Raw genomic sequence first — 21,749 nt, forward strand, 5'->3', positions numbered from 1 at the left:
CGGTCAGGCCGCCGCGGCGAGCCGCTCGGCCGGCACCCGGTGGGGCGCTACGATCCGGCCGTCGGGCAGCAGCTCACCGGTGTCGTCGAAGACGATCTTGCCGTCGCACAGCAGAGTCCAGCCCTGCTCCGGGTGTGCGGCCACCACATGGGGGACACCGCTGTCGTGGGACGGGCACTGGTGGGAACACATGGCGCGCCTCCGCATCGGACGGAACGGGTGCCGGGGCGGCACATCCACCTCCCGGTACGAGAGACCATGCGCCCTTACCGGGCCCGGCCGGAACGGCCCGCCGCGAAGTGTGTCGACACGCGGACGACTCCGGGACCGTTCCACGACCGTCGTGACGCGCCACCGATGGGGTGACGGTCACGCCCGGGCCCACCCGGTGCCGGTACCAGTGGAAGCCCCACCGCACGATCCGGGAGTCAGCCCATGCCCGTACGCCCTGTCCTCGGCGCGGCCGCCGGTGCCGCCGTGCTGCTGCTCACCGCGGCCGCCGCCCCGGCCCTGCTGTTCGCCGAGGCCGTCGCCCCCGCGGCCGCCCGCCCGTACGAGACCGTCACGGTCGACCCGACGGGCCGCGTCGCCGCGGACGGCACCGTCAGCCTCTCCGGCACCTACCGCTGCACCGCCGGCACGGGCCCGGTCTTCGTCAGCTCGTCCGTCAGCTCCTCCGTCGTCTCCTCCGTCAGCTCATCCGGCAGCCAGAGCGCGCTGTCCGTCACCCACGGCATCGGCAGGACCGTCGCCCGCTGCGACGGCGCCGATCACCGCTGGAAGAACTCCGGCCGGATCCTGGGGGACACGGTCCGGCCCGGTGTGGCCCACGTGGAGGCCACCGTCCTGGAGCTGCGCCCCCACGGCGGCCTCCCGCTGCCGCACTTCCATGCCGTCCGGCAGCGGGACGTGACCCTGGTCCGGCGCTGACCGTGACTCACCTCGGTCCTCTGGTCCGTCCCCCGCGCTCCTCCTCGCCCTGCTTGTGACCGGCCCCCTCCTCGTGACCGATCCCGTCCTCGTGGCCGGCACCGTCGGGGAGCGGGGCCAGGTGGGCGCCCGTGGCGACCTTGGCCACCATCTCGGCGAGCTGCCCGCAGGCTCGCGCGATCTCCTTCTGCGACTGGTTGCGTTCGCTGACGGCCGCCGCGAGGAGCAGGGCGGTCAGCGCCGCGGAACCGTTGAACGCCTGAAGGGTGATCATGTTGCTGAGCAGGTCGTGACCGGCGAACGGGCCCGTCCCCCGGACCGCGGCGACGATCGCGAAGGTCGACACGACCAGGGCGCAGGGCGCGGCCCCGGCCAGCTGGAAGCGGAAGGCCGCCCAGGTCAGCAGCGGGAAGCCGAGGAACAGCAGGGGTGTGCCGCCGGTCTCGACGAAGCCGACGCAGACGGTGGCCGCGACGAGCAGCAGCCCCTCCACCCAACGGGACAGCGGAGCCCCCTTCGGCCGGCGCGCCGCGAGGATGACGAGCAGGACCGGCGTCACCACCAGGACGCCCATCGCGTCCCCGGTCCACCAGACCGACCAGGTGGACCAGAACTTGCCCGCGTTCAGCGCGCCGGAGAGGGCCAGGGTCACGCTGCCCGTCGTCGAGCTGACCAGCATCCCGGCGAACGCACCGAGGAAGATCAGTGCGAGCGCGTCCCGCAACCGGTCCAGTTCGACCCGGAACCCGGTACGGCGCAGCAGGGCGTAGGAGCAGACGGGCGCGAGGGTGTTCCCCGCCATGATCACGAGCACGCCCAGGACCGACGGCCCGAGGGAGACGTTGGCCAGGAGCGCGCCGAGGGCGATCCCGGGCCAGACCCGGATGCCGCGCACGAGCAGGCTCGCCAGGGCGATACCGGTCGGCGGCCACAGCGGGGTGACCTGGCCGCGCACCAGCTGTTGGATCAGGCCCATCTCGGCCGAGCCGTAGTACAGCGCGGCGACGACGCAGATGTCCAGGGCGGCCACACCAGCGCGCCGGAGCCGTTCACGCTGTGCGCCAGTCATCGGGCGACCTCCGCATCGACATCGCCCCGGAATCCATCTTCCGCCGGATCCGCCCCATCCTCCAGGGCTCGGCCGAGCCGGACGTCCGAGGGGGACACGAGGTCAGACGGGCGGGGCGCGCAGGGCCAGTACGGCCATGTCGTCGTGACCGTCGCTGGGGTGGTGATCGGCCAGTGCCTGAACGAACTCCTGGAGTGGCAGGGCCGCGTGTTCGGTGGCGAGGCCGGTGAGCTCGTCGAGGCTCTCGTCGATGGGCCGCTCGGGATGTTCGATCAGCCCGTCCGTGAAGAAGACCACGGTGGCGCCCGGGGGCACGAAGCGGGAGTGGTCGGGGCGGGGCTGTTCGGCGTCGACCCCGAGCGGCAGCCCGGGTTCGGCGAACAGGTACTCCGCCTGCCGCCCGGGAACGATCAAGAGCGGGGGCACGTGGCCGGCGCTGCTCCAGTGGAGGCGCCAGCCCGGTCCGGCCGGTTCCATGCGTGCCAGGGTCGTGGTGGTGACCGGGTGGTTCGTGATGGTCTGCACCGTGCGGTCGAGCTGGGTGAGGACCGCGCCGGGGGGACCGCCGCGTTCGAACAGCAGAGCGCGCAGCATGTTGCGGGTGGAGGCCATGGCGGCCGCGGCCTTCAGATCGTGACCGACCACGTCACCGATGACGACCGCCACGACGCCCTCGGGCAGTGGAATGGCGTCGTACCAGTCCCCGCCGAGCCTGCTGGGCTCGGCGGCGGGCCGGTAGATGGCGGCGGCGGTGAAAGGCCGCAGGTCGGGCAGCGTCGGCAGCAGGAGCCGCTGGAACTGCTCGGCTCCGACCCGCACCTGCTCGAACAGGCGTACGTTCTCGATCGCGATGCCGGCGGCCCCCGCCAGGGCGACGACCACGTTCTCGTCGTGGGCGTCGAAGGGCCGGCCGTCGCGCCGCTCGGAGAGATAGAGGTCGCCGTAGATCTCGCCCCGGACGGTGATGGCGACGCCGAGCAGGGTGCGCAGGAGCGGGTGGCCGGGCGGGAACCCGGCGGACGCCGCATGGGCCGGGATGTTCTCCAACCGCAGCGGCCCGGGGTGGTGGATCAGGTGTCCGAGGACTCCCAGGCCGCGCGGGAAGGCGGTGTTGGCGAGAGCGGTGTGCTCCTGCTCTGACAGCCCGGCGGGGATGAACTGCTGCAGGCGGTCTCCGGACGTGTCGAGCACGCCCAGGGCTCCGTAGCGGGCGCCGACCAGCTCCATGGCGGTGGTCACGATGCGGTGCAGCACCGCGGGCAGCTCGACCTCCCGGCTGATGGCCACCACCGCGTCCAGCAGGCCCTGCAACCGGTCCATGGCGTCCAGGAGGGCGCGCAGCTGGTCGTCGATCCGGCCCAGCTCGGCGCGCAGGCGCTGGTGCAGGTCGGGAAGCTGAGGCTGCTTGACTGGTCCCCCTTCCCCGATTCCTGCCATCCGTCCGGCCTCCTCACTAGAAAAACAGGATGGCATATGCCAGCAAAACGGTCGTCATCGCCACAGAGGGGGGCGGCGCGCCTCGGGGCTTGACCGACTTGGCCGGCTTGGCCGACCATCCGGGTTCTGGCATCATGGGGCAAAACGGAACGATGTTCCGAAAGAGTCGGCAGGGCGATGAGGAACACTGCTCCTTGGCAGGCGTGGTGGCGAAGGGAGCGGTGCGGTGAACGACGGCGGCGAGGGCGCGGGGCGGGCGGCCCGGTCCAAGCGGGCGGACGCCCGGCGCAACGAGAAGACGCTGCTCGACGCGGCCGCCGCGGTCTTCGTCAGGTCGGGCGTGAACGCGCCGGTACGTGACATCGCCGCCGAGGCCGGTGTCGGCACGGGCACGATATACCGCCACTTCCCGACCCGGGCGGAGCTCATCATCGCCGTCTACCGGCACCAGGTCGAGGCCTGCGCCGAGGCCGGCCCGGCCCTGCTGGCGACCGGCGCGACTCCTTACACCGCACTGGGGCAGTGGATCGACCTCTTCGTCGACTTCCTGGTCACCAAGCACGGCCTCGCCGCCGTGCTCCAGTCCGGCGACGCCGGTTTCGACACGCTGCACGCCTATTTCCTCGACCGCCTCGTGCCCGTCTGCACCCAACTGCTCGAAGCCGCGACCGCCTCCGGCGAGATCCGCTGCGAGGTGACGGCCCTCGAACTCATGCGCGGCGTGGGGAACCTCTGCATCGGCGCGGACACCGACCCCCGCTACGACGCACGCCGACTGGTCGCCCTCCTCATCGCCGGGTTGCGCCGGACGGGCTGACGGGAGCCGTGGCACCTACACGCCTCCACTTCCCGGTAGCCCTGCAGCACTCCCCGTCGCAGTCGCGGACCGGGCGCTCAGGGTCGCCCCCGCGTGAACCCGAGGAAAGCCACCGTTCATGTGGAACGTCAGCCATAGGCTGTTGCGGGAGAACTAAGGGAGACGATGACTGACGACCGCAAGACGACCGTGCCCGTGTGGACGCTGGCGACCGCTGACGTCCGGGTGCCAGGGTTGACCGCGGGCGAGTCGATGACGGCTGAGCGCCTGGCTGAAATGCGCGGAGTGCTGGCCGTCCTGGCCGACGAGCCGATCGTCACACTCGAGGTACATCCGCTGCCCGAGAAGATCGACCGCGGCCGTGGCATCCCGCTCGACGCCGCGAGCCCCCTGGCGCAGCAACTGGCGCGGTTCATCACGCAATCGACGCGAAGTTCCCTCACGGCGGCGAGAGCGACCGCCTCCGGCGAGAACCTGTATCGCATGGTGGTCCCGGCGAAGGTCGCCGCCCAGTTCGGGCAGGGCATCGTTCGCCCGATGGTGGCGAAGGGCGCGGTCGGTGGCATCCGAGGTCCGCTCGTGGACACAACGGGTAAAATCGCCGCCGGTGCGAGGTTCGTGCCGGTCGGAGGAGCGGCAGCGGCGGGCACGGTCGGCGGGGCCGGTGCGACCGCCGGTGCCGCGGCCGCCGGCGGCACGGCGCTCACCGTGGCCGCTCCGCTCGTGCTCATGGCCGTGGCAGTGGGGGTGAGTGCGCACGCCGACCACAAGCGCCGGCAGGCCATCGAACACATCACGGAACTGCTGGAGCAGCTTCACGAGGAGAAGCTCGACGACGAGCACGGCGAACTCGACGGCTGCCGCGACGCCATCGACAAGGCCACTGCCATCCTGCTTGACCAGGGAAAGCTCGGTGTCTCGCTGGGACTCGACTCGGCGGTGCATGCCATCAACACGGCGCTGGGCAAAGCCGACCGCCGCCTTGCCCGATGGCAGAGCGCGCTCGACAGACTGCCCGAGGGCGAGGCCGTCGAGCTTGGCACGTTGACCAAGTCGTTCCCCGGCGTCGACGACCATGGCGGCACGTTCCGCACCCACCTCGAACTCGCTTCCCTGGCTGTCGCGCTGAAGCGGCGGGTGGTCGTCCTCCAGGCCGTCGACCACGCCCAGAGCGACCCCGGCAACCCGTTCGAGAACTTCACCCGCGCACTCAAGCGCGATCAGCAGCGCCTCGACGAACTGGAATCGGGCATCGCCGGTGTCCTGGTACGCCTGTCGGTGCTTGAGCTGGCACGCCCGAACGGTTTGCTACCCGTCTTCACGACCGGTGAAGTCGATCGCCTCATGAGCGCGGCCCACCGGATTCACCAGCTGGGCGACGGCGTCGCGTTCAACAGCCGCCCGACAGACGTGGCGATCGAGATCGCCCGCGACAAGGACGGCTCGGTGGTGGTGTTCCCCGCGCTGCAGCTCGACCCGTTCACCGGGCTCCAGTCGCGCCAGTAACCTGTGCAACACCCCTCCGGTTCCACGGTTCACTGGGCCCCCGCCAACTTGAAGTCGTCAGAACGAGCAAGGCTCGCAGGAGGCGGGTGGCGCGGGCGAGGTCGCTGCGGAGCTTGGTGAGTGCCCGTCAGTTCTCGAGGTACTGAGAACGTCATGCTTCGTGATCGGGGTCGAGCACCACCATGAACCTGTTGCCTTCCGGATCCGTCATCAAGGCGTGCACGCCATCGTGAGGTTGCACGAGAGAGGCGCCCTTGGCGATCAGCGTCCGAACCTGTTCGGCGATCGTTCCGACAAGGACGGTGACGACCGGTAGCACAGCCGGAGAGTCCGCTTCGCCGACGCTGTACCCGCCCGAACCCGGGATGCCGCCCCAGAACCTGATCATTTTCTCTGGGTCTACTGCGTCAAAATGAACGTGCATGCTGCTGTCTCACTTTCAGAAGGGCCGACAGGTACTGCTCGATGGACGCGGTTTCTCCTTGAATCGAGACACGCGCGCCTCAACCGGGTGACCGGCCGAAGCGCGCGAGCGTCAGGTTCCTGCTACGCCTGGAAGGACACGACATGGTCCGGCACCGAGAAGTCTGCAGCACAGTCCGGGCACGCCGTGCGGCCGAACAGAAGGGTCAGACGGTCTGCGGCCGCTGACTGCCCGGCCCTGACGGCCAGACCGTGCAGCCGAGACGCCAGCGTCGGCAGGTCCGAGAGGGGCGCGCGGCGGGCCCAGGTGAGTAGGGGTCCCTCACGGCTGACAACCCGAAAGCGTGCGTTCGGACCCGTCGGCGAGTTCCTGGCGGTTTGCGGAAGAGGCCGATCTCCAAGCTCACTGCGCAGGGGTAGCTGCCCTCACGGTGTCCGGAGCACGGCCCGGACGGTCTTGCCGCTGGGTGGGTAGGGGACGCAGTCCCAGCGGTCGGCGAGGGCGGTGACGAGCGCGAGGCCGCGCCCGCCGAGGTGGAGTGCCTCGGGTTCGGCGGCGCCTGTCACCCTCTGCGGGTAGAGGTCCCCTCGGGCGTCGCTGACCTCCACCCGCAGGCGGCCGGTCGACGATTCGAAGACGAGCGTCAGTCGGAAGCAGCGGCCAGGCACGCGGCCGTGGAAGAGGGCGTTGGCGGCCAGCTCCGCGACGACGACTTCGGCACGCTCCGTGAGGTCCTGCGAGGTGCCCCAGGAACGCAACTCCGTGACGGCGAGAAGCCGGGCGAGCCGGGCGCCGCGCCGCGTGGAGGACAGCAGTTGCGTAAAGGTGCGGGTGGGGGCGTCGAGTTGGGGGGAGGGGTGGTTCATGACGCCAGCGTGGCCGTCGGGGAGGGCGTGAGCGAGTATGTGACCCCGTACGCGCAGTGAGCGTACGGGCACATTGGGTGGACGGTACGTGAGGTGTTCCGTCACGCTGAGCGATGCAGGTGGCGCGGAGGCGCGAGGGTCTGTCGCGGCGCGGTACGGAACGAGGGGCGGCGAATGGACATCGTCGAAGCGGACGTGGCCGGGGACGTCGGTGCGCGGGCGGTCCCTGCGGGGGAGTGGGAGCGGGAGCCCCACCCGTCGGACAGTCTGCGCACGTTCGGCGCGGTCGTCCAGGCGTTACGTGAACACGCGGGGCTCAGCCGGGTCGACCTCAGCGCTCGCGTCCAGTACTCCAAACACACCGTGGAATCGGTGGAGTTGGGTCGCCGCATGCCGGACCAGGCCTTCGTGGAGCGCGCGGAGGAAGCCCTCGGCAACACGGGTGCACTCCGGAAGGCCGCCCGGCATCTGAGTCGGGGCGAGGCGGGTCTCGCGGCTTGGTTTCGGCGGTGGGCTCGGCTGGAGCGGGAGGCGGTGAGCCTGTGCACGTACGAGTGCCGGTTGGTGCCGGGGCTGTTGCAGTCGGAGGCGTATGCGCGGGCGGTGTTCGACAACAGCATTCCGTTGCTGACCGATGAGCAGACGGAGGCTCAGCTCGCTGCGCGGCTTGAGCGACAGACGATGATGTGGGAGCGGCCCACGGTGCCGTTCAGTTTCATCGTGGAGGAGTCCGTTTTCCGGCGCGGGTTGGGCGGGGCGCAGGTGCAGGTGAGCATGCTGGACCATGTCCTTGAACTCACTGCGCCGCGCAACGTGACGCTGCAAGTGGTGCCTCTGGAGCTGGAGTTCCACGGGTGTCTGGATGGGCCTGTGCGGATCTTGGAGACCCCGGAGGGGCGACGGCTCGGGTACTCCGAGGGGCAGCAGAACGGGCGGCTGATCTCCGACCCGAAAGAGATGATTCTGCTCTGCCGACGCTATGACACACTGCGCTCGCAGGCCCTCAACCCGAGAGAAACCCGGGACCTGCTGGAGCGACTCCGAGGAGAGCTATGAGCAGCGGTACGACGGAACTCGCCTGGTTCAAGTCCAGCTACAGCGGCACCCAGGGCGATGACTGCGTTGAGGTCGCGGTCGCCGAACAGGCCGTCCACGTAAGGGACTCCAAGGACGTAACTCGGCCGGCCTTCGCGATCGGCCGCGAAGGCTGGGGGCGGTTCGTGCGGTTCACCTCGGACCGCTGAGTGGCTTGGTGTGCCGCCCGCCATGTCACGGGCGGCACGCCTCCAGCAGGGGTCAGATGTCCCGGAAGATCTCGATCTGCGCCCCGATCGAGTTCAGCCGCTCCGCGAGGTCCTCGTAACCCCGGTTGATGACGTACACGTTGCGCAGCACCGACGTACCCTCGGCGGCCATCATCGCCAGCAGTACGACCACGGCGGGGCGCAGTGCGGGCGGGCACATCATCTCGGCGGCGCGCCAGCGGGTGGGGCCCTCGACCAGGACGCGGTGCGGGTCGAGGAGTTGGAGCCGGCCGCCGAGGCGGTTGAGGTCGGTCAGGTAGATCGCGCGGTTGTCGTAGACCCAGTCGTGGATCAGCGTCTTGCCCTGGGCGACCGCCGCGATGGCCGCGAAGAACGGGACGTTGTCGATGTTCAGGCCGGGGAACGGCATCGGGTGGATCTTGTCGATGGGCGCCTCCAGCTTGGAGGGCCGCACGGTCAGGTCCACCAGGCGGGTGCGGCCGTTGTCGGCGACGTACTCCGGGCTGCGGTCGTGGTCGAGGCCCATCTCCTCCAGCACGGCCAGCTCGATCTCCAGGAACTCGATCGGCACCCGGCGCACCGTCAGCTCCGACTCGGTGACCACGGCGGCGGCCAGCAGGCTCATCGCCTCGACCGGGTCCTCGGAGGGGGAGTAGTCCACGTCGACGTCGATGTCCGGAACGCCGTGCACGGTGAGCGTGGTGGTGCCGATGCCCTCGACCTTGACGCCCAGGGCCTCAAGGAAGAAGCAGAGGTCCTGGACCATGTAGTTGGAGGACGCGTTGCGGATGACCGTGACGCCGTCGTGCCGGGCGGCGGCCAGCAGCGCGTTCTCGGTGACGGTGTCCCCGCGTTCGGTCAGCACGATCGGCCGGTCCGGGCGGATCGCGCGGTCGACCTGCGCGTGGTACTGGCCCTCGGTGGCCGCGATGTCAAGACCGAACCGGCGCAGCGCGATCATGTGCGGCTCGATGGTCCGGGTGCCCAGGTCGCAGCCGCCGGCGTAGGGCAGCTTGAAGCGGTCCATGCGGTGCAGCAGGGGGCCGAAGAACATGATGATGGACCGCGTGCGGACGGCGGCCTCGGCGTCGATCGCCGCGATGTCCAGCTCGGCCGGCGGGACCAGCTCCAGGTCGACGCCGTCGTTGATCCAGCGGCTGCGCACCCCGATGGAGTTGAGCACCTCCAGAAGGCGGTACACCTCCTCGATCCGCGCCACCCGGCGCAGCACCGTGCGCCCCTTGTTGAGCAGTGAGGCGCACAGCAGGGCCACGCAGGCGTTCTTGCTGGTCTTCACGTCGATGGCGCCGGAGAGCCGGCGGCCGCCGACCACGCGCAGATGCATCGGACCCGCGTAGCCCAGCGACACGATCTCGCTGTCCAGGGCTTCACCGATTCGGGCGATCATCTCAAGGCTGATGTTTTGATTGCCGCGCTCGATGCGATTGACAGCGCTCTGGCTGGTGCCGAGCGCCTCCGCGAGCTGCGCCTGTGTCCAGCCTCGGTGTTGCCGGGCGTCACGGATGAGCTTGCCGATGCGTACGAGGTAGTCGTCTGCCATGGGGTTGAGGTTATCTCAGATATGAGATGGCGCCTCTTGGGGGGTCCGTTCGGGTGACACCCCGTCAATGGTCCCTGTGCGAACGGGTGCGACGCCACCCGAAAGGTCCCGGCAAGTCCATTGATGTCGTACTACGTCCGGTACTGCTGTGTGTGTGGTGCGGGCCGTTCCTGCTGCCCGTCGTGATGGACCAGGAGTGCCGGTTGATGTTCAGTCGTACGCCGGGCAGGATCCGGAAACTCTTGCGGAACGTGAGCGGCATGTCTGCCTCCTTCGACGATCGCCGGACTGGGTGCCGCTCCACTCGGATACCCCTGGGTGGTCCGGGCATGACCATCCCGCCCCCATGTACTAGAGTTATCTCGACATCGAGATAACTGCCGAGGCGCACCGTAGCCGCCACTCCGGTAAGGGATACCTAACTTAGCCTTACCTTATTGGATCGGCCCAGCCGGCGTGGCGGCAGGATTGACGGTGGTACGCGCACATCAATGAAGGAGACTGTCGTGTCGGCGAACAGCTTCGACGCCCGCAGCACGCTGCAGGTGGGCGACGAGTCGTACGAGATCTTCCGGCTGGACAAGGTGGAGGGCTCGGCCCGGCTGCCGTACAGCCTCAAGGTCCTGCTGGAGAACCTGCTCCGCACGGAGGACGGCGCGAACATCACCGCCGACCACATCCGCGCCCTCGGCAGCTGGGACTCCCAGGCGCAGCCCAGCCAGGAGATCCAGTTCACGCCGGCCCGCGTGATCATGCAGGACTTCACCGGCGTGCCCTGCGTCGTGGACCTGGCCACCATGCGCGAGGCCGTCAAGGAGCTCGGCGGCGACCCGGCGAAGATCAACCCGCTCGCCCCGGCCGAGCTGGTCATCGACCACTCCGTGATCGCCGACAAGTTCGGCACCAACGACGCCTTCAAGCAGAACGTCGAGCTCGAGTACGGCCGCAACAAGGAGCGCTACCAGTTCCTGCGCTGGGGCCAGACCGCCTTCGACGAGTTCAAGGTCGTCCCGCCCGGCACCGGCATCGTCCACCAGGTGAACATCGAGCACCTGGCCCGTACCGTCATGGTCCGGGGCGGCCAGGCGTACCCCGACACCCTGGTCGGCACCGACTCGCACACCACCATGGTCAACGGCCTCGGTGTCCTCGGCTGGGGCGTCGGCGGCATCGAGGCCGAGGCCGCCATGCTCGGCCAGCCGGTCTCCATGCTCATCCCGCGCGTCGTCGGCTTCAAGCTGACCGGCGAGCTGCCCACCGGCACCACCGCCACCGACCTCGTGCTCACCATCACCGAGATGCTGCGCAAGCACGGCGTCGTCGGCAAGTTCGTCGAGTTCTACGGCGAGGGCGTCGCCGCCACCTCCCTGGCCAACCGCGCCACCATCGGCAACATGTCGCCGGAGTTCGGCTCCACCGCCGCGATCTTCCCGATCGACGACGAGACCCTGAAGTACCTCAAGCTCACCGGCCGCTCCGAGCAGCAGGTCGCGCTCGTCGAGGCCTACGCCAAGGAGCAGGGCCTCTGGCTGGACCCGAAGGCCGAGCCGGACTTCTCCGAGAAGCTCGAGCTGGACCTCTCCACGGTCGTCCCGTCCATCGCCGGCCCCAAGCGCCCGCAGGACCGCATCGTCCTCGCCAACGCCGCCGAGCAGTTCAAGACGGACGTACGCAACTACGTCGACGCCGTGGACGAGGCGGGCCAGGAGTCCTTCCCGGCCTCCGACGCCCCGGCCGTCGCCCCGAACGGCGCCCCGTCCAACCCGGTCACCGTGACCGCCCCCGACGGCTCGTCGTACGAGATCGACCACGGCGCGGTGACGGTCGCGGCCATCACCTCCTGCACCAACACGTCCAACCCGTACGTCATGGTCGCCGCCGCGCTCGTCGCGAAGAAGGCCGTGGAGAAGGGCCTGACCCGCAAGCCGTGGGTCAAGACCACCCTCGCCCCGGGTTCCAAGGTCGTCACCGACTACTTCGACAAGGCGGGCCTGACCCCGTACCTCGACAAGGTCGGCTTCAACCTGGTCGGCTACGGCTGCACCACCTGCATCGGCAACTCCGGCCCGCTGCCGGAGGAGGTCTCCAAGGCCGTCAACGACCACGACCTCGCGGTCACCTCGGTCCTCTCCGGCAACCGGAACTTCGAGGGCCGTATCAACCCCGACGTCAAGATGAACTACCTGGCCTCCCCGCCGCTGGTCGTCGCGTACGCCATCGCGGGCTCCATGAAGGTGGACATCACGCGTGACGCCCTGGGCACCGACCAGGACGGCAACCCGGTCTACCTGAAGGACATCTGGCCCTCCGAGGCCGAGGTCAACGACGTCGTGGCGAACGCCATCGGCGAGGACATGTTCAACAAGTCCTACCAGGACGTCTTCGCGGGCGACGCCCAGTGGCAGGCGCTGCCCATCCCGACCGGCAACACCTTCGAGTGGGACGCCGAGTCGACGTACGTCCGCAAGCCCCCGTACTTCGAGGGCATGGGCATGGACCCGGAGCCGGTCTCCGACATCTCCGGCGCCCGCGTCCTGGCCAAGCTGGGCGACTCGGTCACCACCGACCACATCTCCCCGGCCGGCGCCATCAAGGCCGACACCCCGGCCGGCAAGTACCTCACGGAGCACGGCGTCGAGCGCCGCGACTTCAACAGCTACGGCTCCCGCCGCGGCAACCACGAGGTCATGATCCGCGGCACGTTCGCCAACATCCGCCTGCGCAACCAGATCGCGCCGGGCACCGAGGGCGGCTACACCCGCGACTTCACCCAGGCCGACGCCCCCGTCTCCTTCATCTACGACGCCTCGCGCAACTACATCGAGCAGGGCATCCCGCTGGTCGTCCTGGCCGGCAAGGAGTACGGCTCCGGCTCGTCCCGTGACTGGGCGGCCAAGGGCACCGCGCTGCTCGGCGTCAAGGCCGTCATCGCCGAGTCGTACGAGCGCATCCACCGCTCGAACCTCATCGGCATGGGTGTCCTCCCGCTGCAGTTCCCGGAGGGCGCCTCCGCCGAGTCCCTCGGTCTGACCGGCGAGGAGACCTTCTCCTTCACCGGCGTCGAGGAGCTCAACAACGGCACCACGCCGCGCACGGTGAAGGTCACCACCGACACCGGTGTCGACTTCGACGCGGTCGTCCGCATCGACACCCCCGGTGAGGCCGACTACTACCGCAACGGCGGCATCATGCAGTACGTGCTGCGCAGCCTGATCCGCAAGTAGCGGATCCGGTACGGCGGTCAGGGCCGCGTTCCTCGTCAGGGGGGCGCGGCCCTTCGCCGTCCCGGCCCTAGACCCAGCCGCGCTGTGAGGCCCGTACCCCCAGCTGGAACCGGCTCGCCGCCCCCAGCCGGTCCTGCAGTTCGCTCACCCGCCGCCGCAGCGTCCTGAGGCTCACGCCGAGATGGCGGGCCACCGCCTCGTCCTTCATCCCGGACGCCAGCAGCCGTGTCAACGTGCTTTCGCCCTCGGAGAGTTCACCGTCGCCGGCCGCCTGGCCGAGGGGCGTGGCCTGCTGCCAGGCCAGCTCGAACAGCTTCTGCAGGGCCTCGGTCACCGCCGAGTGCCACACCACGACGGCGCAGTATCCGCCCGCCTCGGACGCGGTCAGCGGGAGCATCGCCCGACGTCCGTCGACCACCAGCAGCTTGAGCGGCACGGACGGCAACACCCGTGCCTGCTCACCGAGTTCCATCATCTTCCAGGCCCGGGACAGGGTGGCCGGATCCTCCAGGGCGGTCGCCGCGTAGATCCCGCGGGAGATGATCCCACGGCGCAGCAGACCGGCCTGGAGATCCACCTGCGGGGTCGGCGGCGCGAGATACGGCGGTGTGTCGAAGAGGCACACCTCGTGCTCGGCGCGCGCGTACAGCTCTCCCAGCCGGGCCGCGATGGCACCCTCGCCGGAGGCGACCTCGACCAGCCGGGACGGCTCCTCGCGCAGCAGCCCGGCCTCGTACGCGGTGGCCATCTCCTCGGCGGTGGCCGCGAGGAGTTCCGACTCGGTCTCGCGTCGCCTGATCAACGCGCGGATCGCCACCCGCGGGTCGACTGCCCGTAACCCGCCCATGGAGTCCGGTGGCTGGAGCAGCCCGAACTCGAGCAGCCGGTTGCAGGACTCACGCACCTGCGCCGGCGAGGCTCCTGTCAGCCGGGCCCAGCCCCCCGCACCGGCGTCCGGCTGGTGCAGGATCGCCTGGTACAGCACCTCGTCGAAGGCGGAGACCCCCACCGCGGCCCACGGGCTCGCGGAAGGGGTCTGTCTTGCCATGTCATATGCCGAGTTCGCCATGCCCGGCACCGTAAGGGATCTCTGTTAAGGCTGCGCGACGGCCGGCGTCGGCGGACCGGCCCCGGCCGTCGGCTGTTTCAGACCGAATGGCTACTTCAGACCGAACGCCCGCAGCACGGTCTGGTCCACCGTGTTGCCGTCCCGGTCGGCGGCCCGCACGCGCAGCGACACGAACCGAGCGCCCTTCGGATGCCTGATCTCGGCCTTGCCGTGCCGGACCTTCACCTCCTTCCAGGACGTGCCGTCGTCGTAGGAGACCCAGGCCTTCAGGGCACCGGCCGTGACGCCGCCTTCCTGGTTCCGGACGGAGAGGGAGAGCTTCGAGGTACGCCCGGCGCCGGACCGGTCGAGGAGGTCGAGCCCGGGCAGACCGTAGTCGACGGAGAGCACGGGCAGCGTGGTCGCCTGGTCCGTGTGCGCCGAGGCGAACGTCCACTCGGTGTGGCTGCTGGTGGAGTACGCCGCCCAGCCGGCCGTGCGCCGCGCGTCGAGCACGAAGCGGTACGCGCCCTCGGCAGCCGGGACGTCGAAGGTGCCGTAGCCACCGAGCGTGGTGTCGCCGACGGGCTGTCCGTTCGCGTACAGCGTGCCCTTCGCGGTGTCCTGGACGTTGTCCACGGAGGCGTAATGCCCCGGCGTCGAGTCGCTCATCTCCGGTATGCGGAAGGTCAATTTGTCGCCGGTGCGGGCGGAGAGGCCGTACTGCGTGGCGGTGGCCGGGCGGACGACCTGGCGCAGCCAGTCCTCGGGGGCGACCCTGCCCGCCGCGTCGAAGGTCCGCAGCGAATTCCACTGCGGCCTGTTCGACTGCCAGTCCGGATAGACGGCGTGCCAGATACGGGTGTCTGCGGCGACGTTGTAGTACTCGGTGCGTGTCGTGCCGAGGTGGAGGTCGTTGGTGGTCTCGATGTCGGCGAGCTGCGCGGGGCGGTACCGGTACACGGAGTCCTTGGCCATCTCACCGGCGCTGTTCCCGTAGTACTGGACCGTCTGCCGCACCGTGTCGGCACTGTCCAGGAGATACGTCTGGTTCGGCGAGACGGAGCCGGACTGCGGGAACATCACGTTGTAGACGTACGGGCTGACCGGAGTCCCGTCCAGCTTCAGCTTCACCTTCCTGCCGGTGCCCAGCAGGCCGGCGAGCCTGGCGCCGTCCTCGCCCGTGGCGATCATCAGCGGAATCGTCGTGCTCTTCACGCCGGCGATCCAGTACCCGGGCGACTTGTGGTACGCGATGACGTAACCGGCGCCCGCCGCAGTCGCGTTGGCAAGTGCCGCGTCCGGCGTCTCCTTGGCGTCCAGTCCGACGACCGCGACCTTGCCCCTGACGTCGAGCCCGGCGAAGTCGGCCGCGGTGCCGCCGCCCGCGTCCACCGCCCGCACCGTGTGCCTGCCGCTGATCCTGACCGGGAACCCGGTGTAGGTCTGCGCGTAGTCGAGGGGCAGCGCGTACTTCTCCGGGCTGGTGACGCTCGCCGTGAGCTCCTTGGCGTAGAGCCGGAACTTGGCGGAGAACTCGAAGGTGCCCTCGGTGACCTTCTCGGTCGGCGCGACGTAGACGTGGTCGGTCCAGAAACCCTCGCTGTACGTCAGCCCCCAGCCGCTGCCCGGCCCTTCGCGGTGCCAGCTGGTGGTGAACCCGTTGAACTCGGAGTCCTGCTTGGTCTTCGGCTTGATCTCGACGGCCTTGCGGGCGTCGAGGACCACCTCCGTGTCCTTGTCGACCTTGATCTCGGGGTCGCCGACGACCGAGGTGCTCCTCTCCAGCCCGGCCCCGTCCCGCTCGGCGATCCAGGACGCCGTGTTGTACGTGCCGGCCGGCACCTGGAAGGTGTAGCCGCTGCCGATGTACCCGTAGGTGTCCGGGTAGGCGCCGTTCAGCTCCTGCAGCATGAAGAGCGAGGCAGAGGTGGACGGGTTGCCGTCGCGGCCCACCAGCGAGACCTTCAGGTTGTACGTCTTCGGTCGCTTCTCGAAGCCGACGCCCGTGGTGACCTGGAGGCCGTCGGCGCTCGCGACGATGTGTCCGGTGTACCGGCCCTTCGCCTGAGCGGCCGGGTCCACCTTGACCGCGACGGCGGCGCTGCCCCGTGCCGGGACGGTCACGGTGTCCGCGCCGGGGACGGCCGCGCCGAGGGTCGACGACAGCTTCAACTCCACCTGCTTGTCGGTGGTGTTGGTGTAGGTGATGTCCTTGCTGTCGGCCTGGGTGTCGCTGTCCTCGTATGTGCCGAAGCTCAGCGTCGGCGTGGCGAAGACGCCCTGCTGGACCGCCCGTACGGCGTCGACCCGGCCGTCGCCCTGCTCGAAGACGGTGGCGTCCGGCATGGTCTTCGCGGTGCTCGCCAGATCCGCCTTGATCTGCTGCCCCGTCCAGTCGGGGTGAGCCTGAGCGACCAGTGCCGCCGCGCCCGCGACGTGCGGGGTCGCCATCGAGGTCCCGCTCGACGTCGTGTAGTAGTCGTCGACGGGAGTGCCCATCGTGGTACCGGCGGCGCGCGCCGCTGTGATGTTCACGCCCGGCGCGGTGATCTCCGGCTTGACCGCGGAGTCACCGAGCCGCGGGCCGCGGCTGGAGAAGGAGGCCAGCTTGTCGGACTTGTCCACGGCGCCCACCGTCAGCGCCGAGTCGGCGATGCCCGGGGTGCCGACGGTCTGGTCGGAGGGGCCGGTGTTGCCGGCCGCGATCACGAAGAGGGTGCCCGTGGCCGCGGAGAGTTCGTCGACGGTCTCGCTGAGCACGTCGGAGGAGCCCGACGCCGTACCGCCCAGCGACATCGACACGATCTTCGCGCCGGAGTGCGCCGCCCAGTCCATGCCCGCGAGGATCCAGGAGTCCTGGCCGTGGCCGGTGTCGTCCAGCACCTTGCCGACGACCAGCTTCGCGCCCGGCGCCACGCCCTTGCGCCTGCCGTCCGAGGCCGCGCCCGACCCGACGATCGTGGACGCCACATGGGTGCCGTGGCCGAACCCGTCCCGCACCGTCCCGTCCGGCACGAAACTCTTCGAGTCCGCGATCTTCCCCGCGAGGTCCGGGTGCCCGGCGTCCACGCCCGTGTCCAGGACCGCGACCTCGACGCCCTTGCCGTCGTAACCCGACTTCCACACCTCGGGCGCGCCGATCTGGGGCACGCTCACGTCGAGCGACACCTGTACCTTGGCGTCGAGCCAGATCTTGTCGATGCCGTCGCCGAGCTTCTTCGCCGCTTTCGAGGTGGGCTCGGTGCCCAGCGCCGGGGCGATGTCCGACCAGAAGGCGGTCGACTTCTTCGCGCTGAGCGCGGCGCCGCCGATCCCGGGCAGCGCCAGGGTCCGGCGCGCGCCGTCGGGGATCTCGGCGCCCTTCTCGTACCTGGCGATCAGGGGGACGGCGCCGGTCTTCGCGTCCGAGTAGCCCTGCTTGACCAACTGGGTGACGTTGAACAGCGCCGGGTCCAGACGCCCCGCCTTCACCAGGGGGATCGCGTCCGTCGGCAGGACGCTGACCTCGCCGTCGCGCTCGCTGGACACGAAGGTGGCGGCCTCTCGGCCCTTGCCGTGCCGGACGTCGACGGCGTACCTGCCGTCCGGTCCGGTGGTGAGCGACACGGTGTCGCCGGTGATGAGAGTGACGGTCTGCGTACGGGTGGCACCTGAACCGACGGAGGCCTGCGTGCTCGTGGCGCGCGACTCGGTGGCCGGGGAACCGGGGCCGGCCGTCGCGGGCGTGACGACCCCCGCGAGCAGTCCGGCCGTTCCCGCCACGGCCCAGAGGGCGTGGAGTCTTCGCATGTGTGGACTTCCTCCCCTGAACACTGAAGAAGCTTCACGCCCGGTGAGCGGAAGCCAGAGATCAGAGTGAGTGCCGTGGGGGAGGCGACTCAAGGGAACGCTGTGGCCGGGGAGTGCCAATGCCCCCTTCGGCCACGGCGGTTGGCGGGCTGTCCGGGGTCGGGGGCGGTGGTGCGCGCCAGGTCGCACGGCTGCGGCTCAGTCGGAACACAGGGTTCTCTCAGCGGGCCGGGACAGGATCGGGACATGACTGGCACCCTGGGGTCCCGAACCGGCCGAGTCCGCGCACTGATCGTCGACGTCGAGCCCGGACCCGCCGAGCCGCTGTCCGTGGCGGTCACCGTGGCGGGCCGGCGGCCCTGCCCGGCCGCGGACGGGCGGCGCGCGCCGCGATGCGCTCGCGGCCGCGCGCCGTACGCCGTGGTGCCGGACGAAGTGCCGTCGAACGGGACGCCGCTGCAGGGGACGCCGCCGTGCGGGACGCCGACGGTCCTCTCCGTGGAGGAGGCCCGCTCCCTCGACGGCGGCGGCCTCGTCGAGGGCCGCGTCACCCGGCCGGTGGTGGACGGGAGATGACCGCCCGGATCCCGGCCCGGCCGCGGGGACGCACGCTCCGCGCCCGCCTGCTGGTCCTCATCACCGCCGTCCTGGTAGCCGTGTGCGCCGTAATGGCCCTCACCACTGTGTTCGCCCAACGCGCCTACCTGCTGGGCAACCTGGACGACCAGCTGAACGACGCGGCCGAACACAGTGTGGGCGGTGCCGCGCTCCGTCCGGCCGACCCCGACGACCTGACCTTCCTCAACGAGCGCGGCCACCCCGCCGGAATGCTTGCCGCCCGTCTCGACACCGACGGCAGGATCCTTGACGCGGCGGTCGTCAGCCGGGACGCCGCCCCCCGCGCCCTCACCTCGGCCCAGCGCACGTCCCTGGCGGGTGTCGCCGTCGACGGTTCGGCGTACACCCGCACCGTGCCCGGCCTCGGCACCTACCGGGTCACCGCCCTGAACGCCAGCGGCATCCGGGTCCTCACCGGCCTGCCCATGGACGACGTACTGGACACGATCGGCGGGCTGGTGGAGGTCGAGGCCGCCGTCGCGGCCGTCGGCCTGACGCTGGCCGGCTGCGTCTGCGCGGTCGTCATCCGGCGCCAGCTGCGCCCGCTCGGCCGGGTCGCCGCCACCGCCGTGGAGGTCTCCCGCGCACCGCTCGGCCGCGGCGAGGTCACCGGCCTGACCAGGGTGCCCGAACAGGACACCGACCCCGGCACCGAGGCCGGCCAGGTGGGCGCCGCCCTCAACCGCATGATCGACCATGTCGAGGCCTCCCTCGCCGAACGCCGGCGCAGCGAGGAGCGCACGCGGCGCTTCTTGGCCGACGCCAGCCACGAGCTGCGCACCCCGCTCGCCTCCATCGCCGGATACGCCGAGCTGATGAACCGCGGCGCGGGCCGGATCGAGCCCGTGCTGGCCTGGCGCCGGGTGTCGGCCGAGTCGGCGCGGATGACGGGACTCGTGGAGGACCTCCTCCTGCTCGCCCGCCTCGACGAGGGACGCCCGCTGCACTCCGCGGAGGTGGACCTCGCCAGGCTCGTCGCCGAGGCCGTGTGGGACGCGCGGGCGGCGGGCGGCGAACACGTCTGGCAGCTCGAGCTCCGGCTGGACGCTCCGGCCCTGGTCGTCGGCGACGAGGCCCGTCTGCACCAGGTGGTGGCCAACGTGCTGATCAACGCCCGGGTGCACACTCCGGTGGGCACGGCGGTGGTGGCCTCCGTCGAGTCCACGGACACCCACCACGTCATCCGCGTCCGCGACAACGGCCCCGGCATCCCGCCCGGCCTCCTCCCCGCCGTCTTCGAACGCTTCACCCGCGCGGACACCTCCCGCGCCCGTTCCTCGGGCGCCGAGGGCGGCTCCGGACTCGGCCTGGCCGTCGCGGCGGCGATCACCACGGCCCACGACGGCCGCATCGACGCCACCAGCGCCCCCGGCCGCACGGAGTTCACCATCCGGCTCCCGGCGGCACCGGAAACCGCAGGCCTCCCCACCCCTCTGGCCTGCCGGGGCACGGCGTCGGCCTGAGGACTAGCCTGGGAGGTACCGGGGCGGCCTTCCGTGCCGAGGAACTTCCCCGCTGTCGATCCCGTGGCCGAGCGGGCGCGCGTCACGCGTCCGCGGCCCCCTTACCCCGTGTCACCGAGGCGCCGCATCAGGCCGGCGCCCGCACCAGGCCTCTCGTTCTGCCGGCCGGGCGCCGCTCCGCAGCGCTGACAGGCATGTGAACCAGGCAGGAGAACAACCATGGCTTGGAACGTGAACGGTACGTACTTCGAGAGCTGCAACTGCGACAGCGTCTGCCCGTGCACCACCTCGGGCCTCACGGCCCCCGCCGACAACGAGCGCTGCCAGGTGACCTTCGCGTTCCACGTCGCACGGGGAGAGGTCGACGACGTGGACGTCTCGGACCACAGCGTCGTCGTCTTCGTGGACGCACCCCGCGTGATGACCGACGGCGACTGGCAGGTGGCGCTGTACATCGACGCCTCCGCCGACGACAGCCAGGCGGACGCGCTGGGCAAGGTCTTCTCCGGGCAGGCGGGCGGACCGATGGCGGCGCTCGTCCCCCTCATCGGCAAGGTCCTCGGCGTCGAACGCGCCCCCATCGACTACCACGACGACGGCCGCCGCCACACGGTGCGGGTGGCGGACGCCATCGACATCGCGATCGAGGACCAGGTGGCCCCGCAGTTCGGTGAGGACGGTCCCGTGATGGGGCTCACCGGCATGTTCCACCCGGCGAACAGCACGCTGACCATCGCCCGGTCGACGCGGGCCGTCGGCGACGGCGTCCACGGCCGCTCCTGGGACTTCACCGGCAGCAACGCGCACTCCGCGCCCTTCTCATGGTCGGCGTGACCAGAACGACGATCACCGTCCGCCACAGGGCGCGTCACACCGGGCTCCTCCTGCTCACGGCGGCCGCTGCCTGGGCGTGGGTGGCCCTTCGGTCGGGCGACATGGGGCCAGGAGCCATGGCGGGGGACCTGCTGCCCTTCATGGTGGCCTGGACGATCATGATGGCCGCGATGATGCTGCCTGCCACGGCACCCGTGGCCTCGCTGTACGCGCGGACGGCTCCCGTCCACCAGGCGCCGCGCATGATCGCGTTCACCGCCGGCTACGTGCTGGTCTGGGCCGCCGCCGGACTGCCCGCATACGCCCTGGCCGTCGGTGCGCATCAGGTCGCGACCACCCACCCCACCGCGGGGACAGCGGTGGCCGCCGCCGTCTTCGCGGTAAACGGTCTCTACCAGCTCACCCCGTTCAAGGACTTCTGCCTCACCAGGTGCCGCTCACCGATCGGCCTGCTGCTGCGCTACGCGTCGTACCGCGGCCCCACTCGCCACGTACGGGCCGGAGCCCATCACGGCGCGTTCTGCCTGGGATGCTGCTGGTCCCTGATGCTGCTGCTCACCGCGTTCGGCGTGATGAACCTCTGGGCCATGGCGGGCCTGGCCGCCGTCGTCGCCGCCGAGAAGCGCATGCCGCGGGGGCCGCTCGTCGCCCGCGTCGTCGGCCTCGTCTCGCTCGCGCTCGCGATCACCGTCCTCTGGGTGCCCATGCTGGCCCCCAACCTCACAGGCAGCGGCATGACGGAGATGCGGGGCCTCACCGGGCGGGGCTGGTGACGCGCTTCGGACGACACCGGCCGGCCTCATCTCGGGGCCGGACGTCAGGGTGCGTTCAGGGTCCGCTCAGGGGCCTTCCCTGATGAGGGGTGCCGCCGGTGTGCACGAGACTCGTGATCGGG

At 70.5% G+C, this 21,749-nt stretch carries 19 protein-coding genes; 10 read left to right on the forward strand and 9 right to left on the reverse strand.

Annotated features, from left to right (window positions below; all coding sequences use genetic code 11):
* Positions 1-3 precede the first annotated feature (3 nt).
* The gene (locus ACFY01_RS11245) at positions 4-192 is read right to left on the reverse strand and encodes a DUF5999 family protein (protein WP_390735430.1); all 189 of its coding nucleotides are present in this window, start codon (positions 190-192) and stop codon (positions 4-6) included.
* 243 nt (positions 193-435) lie between these two features.
* Here ACFY01_RS11245 and ACFY01_RS11250 point away from each other — a divergent pair, with 243 nt between their 5' ends.
* Positions 436-930 (forward strand): DUF6299 family protein, encoded by a 495-nt coding sequence (locus tag ACFY01_RS11250; protein ID WP_390735431.1) that lies wholly within the window; start codon positions 436-438, stop codon positions 928-930.
* Positions 931-937: 7 nt separating this feature from the next.
* Here the strand turns inward: ACFY01_RS11250 and ACFY01_RS11255 are convergent, their stop codons facing one another.
* Both ACFY01_RS11255 and ACFY01_RS11260 read right to left on the reverse strand, forming a co-directional pair.
* Positions 938-1,999 (reverse strand): MASE1 domain-containing protein, encoded by a 1,062-nt coding sequence (locus ACFY01_RS11255; RefSeq protein ID WP_390735432.1) that lies wholly within the window; start codon positions 1,997-1,999, stop codon positions 938-940.
* A 102-nt stretch (positions 2,000-2,101) separates the two neighbouring features.
* A complete protein-coding gene (locus ACFY01_RS11260) occupies positions 2,102-3,436 on the reverse strand; it encodes a PP2C family protein-serine/threonine phosphatase (protein ID WP_390735433.1) in 1,335 nt (444 codons plus the stop codon).
* Between the two features lie 226 nt (positions 3,437-3,662).
* Here ACFY01_RS11260 and ACFY01_RS11265 point away from each other — a divergent pair, with 226 nt between their 5' ends.
* Both ACFY01_RS11265 and ACFY01_RS11270 read left to right on the forward strand, forming a co-directional pair.
* On the forward strand, positions 3,663-4,253 hold the full coding sequence (locus ACFY01_RS11265) for a TetR/AcrR family transcriptional regulator (protein ID WP_390735434.1): 591 nt from the start codon (positions 3,663-3,665) through the stop codon (positions 4,251-4,253).
* A gap of 165 nt (positions 4,254-4,418) precedes the next feature.
* Complete coding sequence (locus ACFY01_RS11270; RefSeq protein WP_390735435.1) at positions 4,419-5,759, forward strand: hypothetical protein; 1,341 nt, start codon at positions 4,419-4,421, stop codon at positions 5,757-5,759.
* Between the two features lie 151 nt (positions 5,760-5,910).
* Here ACFY01_RS11270 and ACFY01_RS11275 read toward each other — a convergent pair whose 3' ends face one another.
* Both ACFY01_RS11275 and ACFY01_RS11280 read right to left on the reverse strand, forming a co-directional pair.
* Positions 5,911-6,147 carry a VOC family protein gene (locus ACFY01_RS11275; RefSeq protein WP_390735436.1) on the reverse strand — a complete coding sequence of 79 codons (237 nt, stop codon included), beginning with the start codon at positions 6,145-6,147 and terminating at the stop codon, positions 5,911-5,913.
* Positions 6,148-6,608: 461 nt separating this feature from the next.
* Complete coding sequence (locus ACFY01_RS11280) at positions 6,609-7,049, reverse strand: ATP-binding protein (RefSeq protein WP_390735437.1); 441 nt, start codon at positions 7,047-7,049, stop codon at positions 6,609-6,611.
* A gap of 174 nt (positions 7,050-7,223) precedes the next feature.
* Here ACFY01_RS11280 and ACFY01_RS11285 point away from each other — a divergent pair, with 174 nt between their 5' ends.
* Both ACFY01_RS11285 and ACFY01_RS11290 read left to right on the forward strand, forming a co-directional pair.
* Positions 7,224-8,105, forward strand: a complete 882-nt coding sequence (locus ACFY01_RS11285) for a Scr1 family TA system antitoxin-like transcriptional regulator (RefSeq protein ID WP_390735438.1) — start codon at positions 7,224-7,226, stop codon at positions 8,103-8,105.
* Positions 8,102-8,293: a DUF397 domain-containing protein gene (locus ACFY01_RS11290; protein ID WP_390735439.1), complete on the forward strand. Its 192-nt coding sequence runs from the start codon at positions 8,102-8,104 to the stop codon at positions 8,291-8,293. Before ACFY01_RS11285 ends, ACFY01_RS11290 begins: the two co-directional genes overlap by 4 nt.
* 52 nt (positions 8,294-8,345) lie before the next feature.
* Here the strand turns inward: ACFY01_RS11290 and ACFY01_RS11295 are convergent, their stop codons facing one another.
* Positions 8,346-9,875 (reverse strand): helix-turn-helix domain-containing protein, encoded by a 1,530-nt coding sequence (locus ACFY01_RS11295; RefSeq protein WP_390735440.1) that lies wholly within the window; start codon positions 9,873-9,875, stop codon positions 8,346-8,348.
* A gap of 64 nt (positions 9,876-9,939) precedes the next feature.
* On the reverse strand, positions 9,940-10,137 hold the full coding sequence (locus tag ACFY01_RS11300; protein ID WP_390735441.1) for a DUF4236 domain-containing protein: 198 nt from the start codon (positions 10,135-10,137) through the stop codon (positions 9,940-9,942).
* Between the two features lie 244 nt (positions 10,138-10,381).
* Between ACFY01_RS11300 and acnA the strand changes: the two genes are divergently transcribed.
* Positions 10,382-13,099, forward strand: coding sequence for an aconitate hydratase AcnA (gene acnA / locus ACFY01_RS11305; protein WP_390735442.1), 2,718 nt, complete (start codon positions 10,382-10,384; stop codon positions 13,097-13,099).
* Between the two features lie 67 nt (positions 13,100-13,166).
* On the opposite strand, the gene ACFY01_RS11310 is transcribed toward acnA, so the two are convergent.
* Positions 13,167-14,168: a response regulator transcription factor gene (locus ACFY01_RS11310; RefSeq protein ID WP_390735443.1), complete on the reverse strand. Its 1,002-nt coding sequence runs from the start codon at positions 14,166-14,168 to the stop codon at positions 13,167-13,169.
* A gap of 90 nt (positions 14,169-14,258) precedes the next feature.
* Positions 14,259-17,939 (reverse strand): S8 family serine peptidase, encoded by a 3,681-nt coding sequence (locus tag ACFY01_RS11315; RefSeq protein WP_390735444.1) that lies wholly within the window; start codon positions 17,937-17,939, stop codon positions 14,259-14,261.
* Positions 17,940-18,185: 246 nt separating this feature from the next.
* Here ACFY01_RS11315 and ACFY01_RS11320 point away from each other — a divergent pair, with 246 nt between their 5' ends.
* The 4 genes from ACFY01_RS11320 to ACFY01_RS11335 all read left to right on the forward strand — a co-directional run bounded on the left by ACFY01_RS11320 (position 18,186) and on the right by ACFY01_RS11335 (position 21,627).
* Entirely contained in the window at positions 18,186-18,515 is a 330-nt protein-coding gene (locus ACFY01_RS11320; protein WP_390735445.1) for a hypothetical protein, read from the forward strand.
* A complete protein-coding gene (locus ACFY01_RS11325; RefSeq protein ID WP_390735446.1) occupies positions 18,512-20,020 on the forward strand; it encodes an ATP-binding protein in 1,509 nt (502 codons plus the stop codon). Before ACFY01_RS11320 ends, ACFY01_RS11325 begins: the two co-directional genes overlap by 4 nt.
* 219 nt (positions 20,021-20,239) lie before the next feature.
* Complete coding sequence (locus tag ACFY01_RS11330) at positions 20,240-20,854, forward strand: DUF1326 domain-containing protein (protein WP_390735447.1); 615 nt, start codon at positions 20,240-20,242, stop codon at positions 20,852-20,854.
* A complete protein-coding gene (locus ACFY01_RS11335) occupies positions 20,851-21,627 on the forward strand; it encodes a DUF2182 domain-containing protein (protein WP_390735448.1) in 777 nt (258 codons plus the stop codon). Before ACFY01_RS11330 ends, ACFY01_RS11335 begins: the two co-directional genes overlap by 4 nt.
* Positions 21,628-21,749 lie beyond the last annotated feature (122 nt).

Source organism: Streptomyces sp. NPDC001480 (assembly GCF_042894725.1).
Taxonomy (GTDB): Bacteria; Actinomycetota; Actinomycetes; order Streptomycetales; family Streptomycetaceae; genus Streptomyces.

Bases quoted from the DNA above. Each gene is read 5' to 3' on its own strand.
- ACFY01_RS11245 (WP_390735430.1), bottom strand. From the start codon at position 192: ATGTGTTCCCACCAGTGCCCGTCCCACGACAGCGGTGTCCCCCATGTG.
- ACFY01_RS11250 (WP_390735431.1), top strand. From the start codon at position 436: ATGCCCGTACGCCCTGTCCTCGGCGCGGCCGCCGGTGCCGCCGTGCTG.
- ACFY01_RS11255 (WP_390735432.1), bottom strand. From the start codon at position 1,999: ATGACTGGCGCACAGCGTGAACGGCTCCGGCGCGCTGGTGTGGCCGCC.
- ACFY01_RS11260 (WP_390735433.1), bottom strand. From the start codon at position 3,436: ATGGCAGGAATCGGGGAAGGGGGACCAGTCAAGCAGCCTCAGCTTCCC.
- ACFY01_RS11270 (WP_390735435.1), top strand. From the start codon at position 4,419: ATGACTGACGACCGCAAGACGACCGTGCCCGTGTGGACGCTGGCGACC.
- ACFY01_RS11275 (WP_390735436.1), bottom strand. From the start codon at position 6,147: ATGATCAGGTTCTGGGGCGGCATCCCGGGTTCGGGCGGGTACAGCGTC.
- ACFY01_RS11280 (WP_390735437.1), bottom strand. From the start codon at position 7,049: ATGAACCACCCCTCCCCCCAACTCGACGCCCCCACCCGCACCTTTACG.
- ACFY01_RS11285 (WP_390735438.1), top strand. From the start codon at position 7,224: ATGGACATCGTCGAAGCGGACGTGGCCGGGGACGTCGGTGCGCGGGCG.
- ACFY01_RS11290 (WP_390735439.1), top strand. From the start codon at position 8,102: ATGAGCAGCGGTACGACGGAACTCGCCTGGTTCAAGTCCAGCTACAGC.
- ACFY01_RS11295 (WP_390735440.1), bottom strand. From the start codon at position 9,875: ATGGCAGACGACTACCTCGTACGCATCGGCAAGCTCATCCGTGACGCC.
- ACFY01_RS11300 (WP_390735441.1), bottom strand. From the start codon at position 10,137: ATGCCGCTCACGTTCCGCAAGAGTTTCCGGATCCTGCCCGGCGTACGA.
- ACFY01_RS11310 (WP_390735443.1), bottom strand. From the start codon at position 14,168: ATGGCGAACTCGGCATATGACATGGCAAGACAGACCCCTTCCGCGAGC.
- ACFY01_RS11315 (WP_390735444.1), bottom strand. From the start codon at position 17,939: ATGCGAAGACTCCACGCCCTCTGGGCCGTGGCGGGAACGGCCGGACTG.
- ACFY01_RS11320 (WP_390735445.1), top strand. From the start codon at position 18,186: ATGACTGGCACCCTGGGGTCCCGAACCGGCCGAGTCCGCGCACTGATC.
- ACFY01_RS11325 (WP_390735446.1), top strand. From the start codon at position 18,512: ATGACCGCCCGGATCCCGGCCCGGCCGCGGGGACGCACGCTCCGCGCC.
- ACFY01_RS11330 (WP_390735447.1), top strand. From the start codon at position 20,240: ATGGCTTGGAACGTGAACGGTACGTACTTCGAGAGCTGCAACTGCGAC.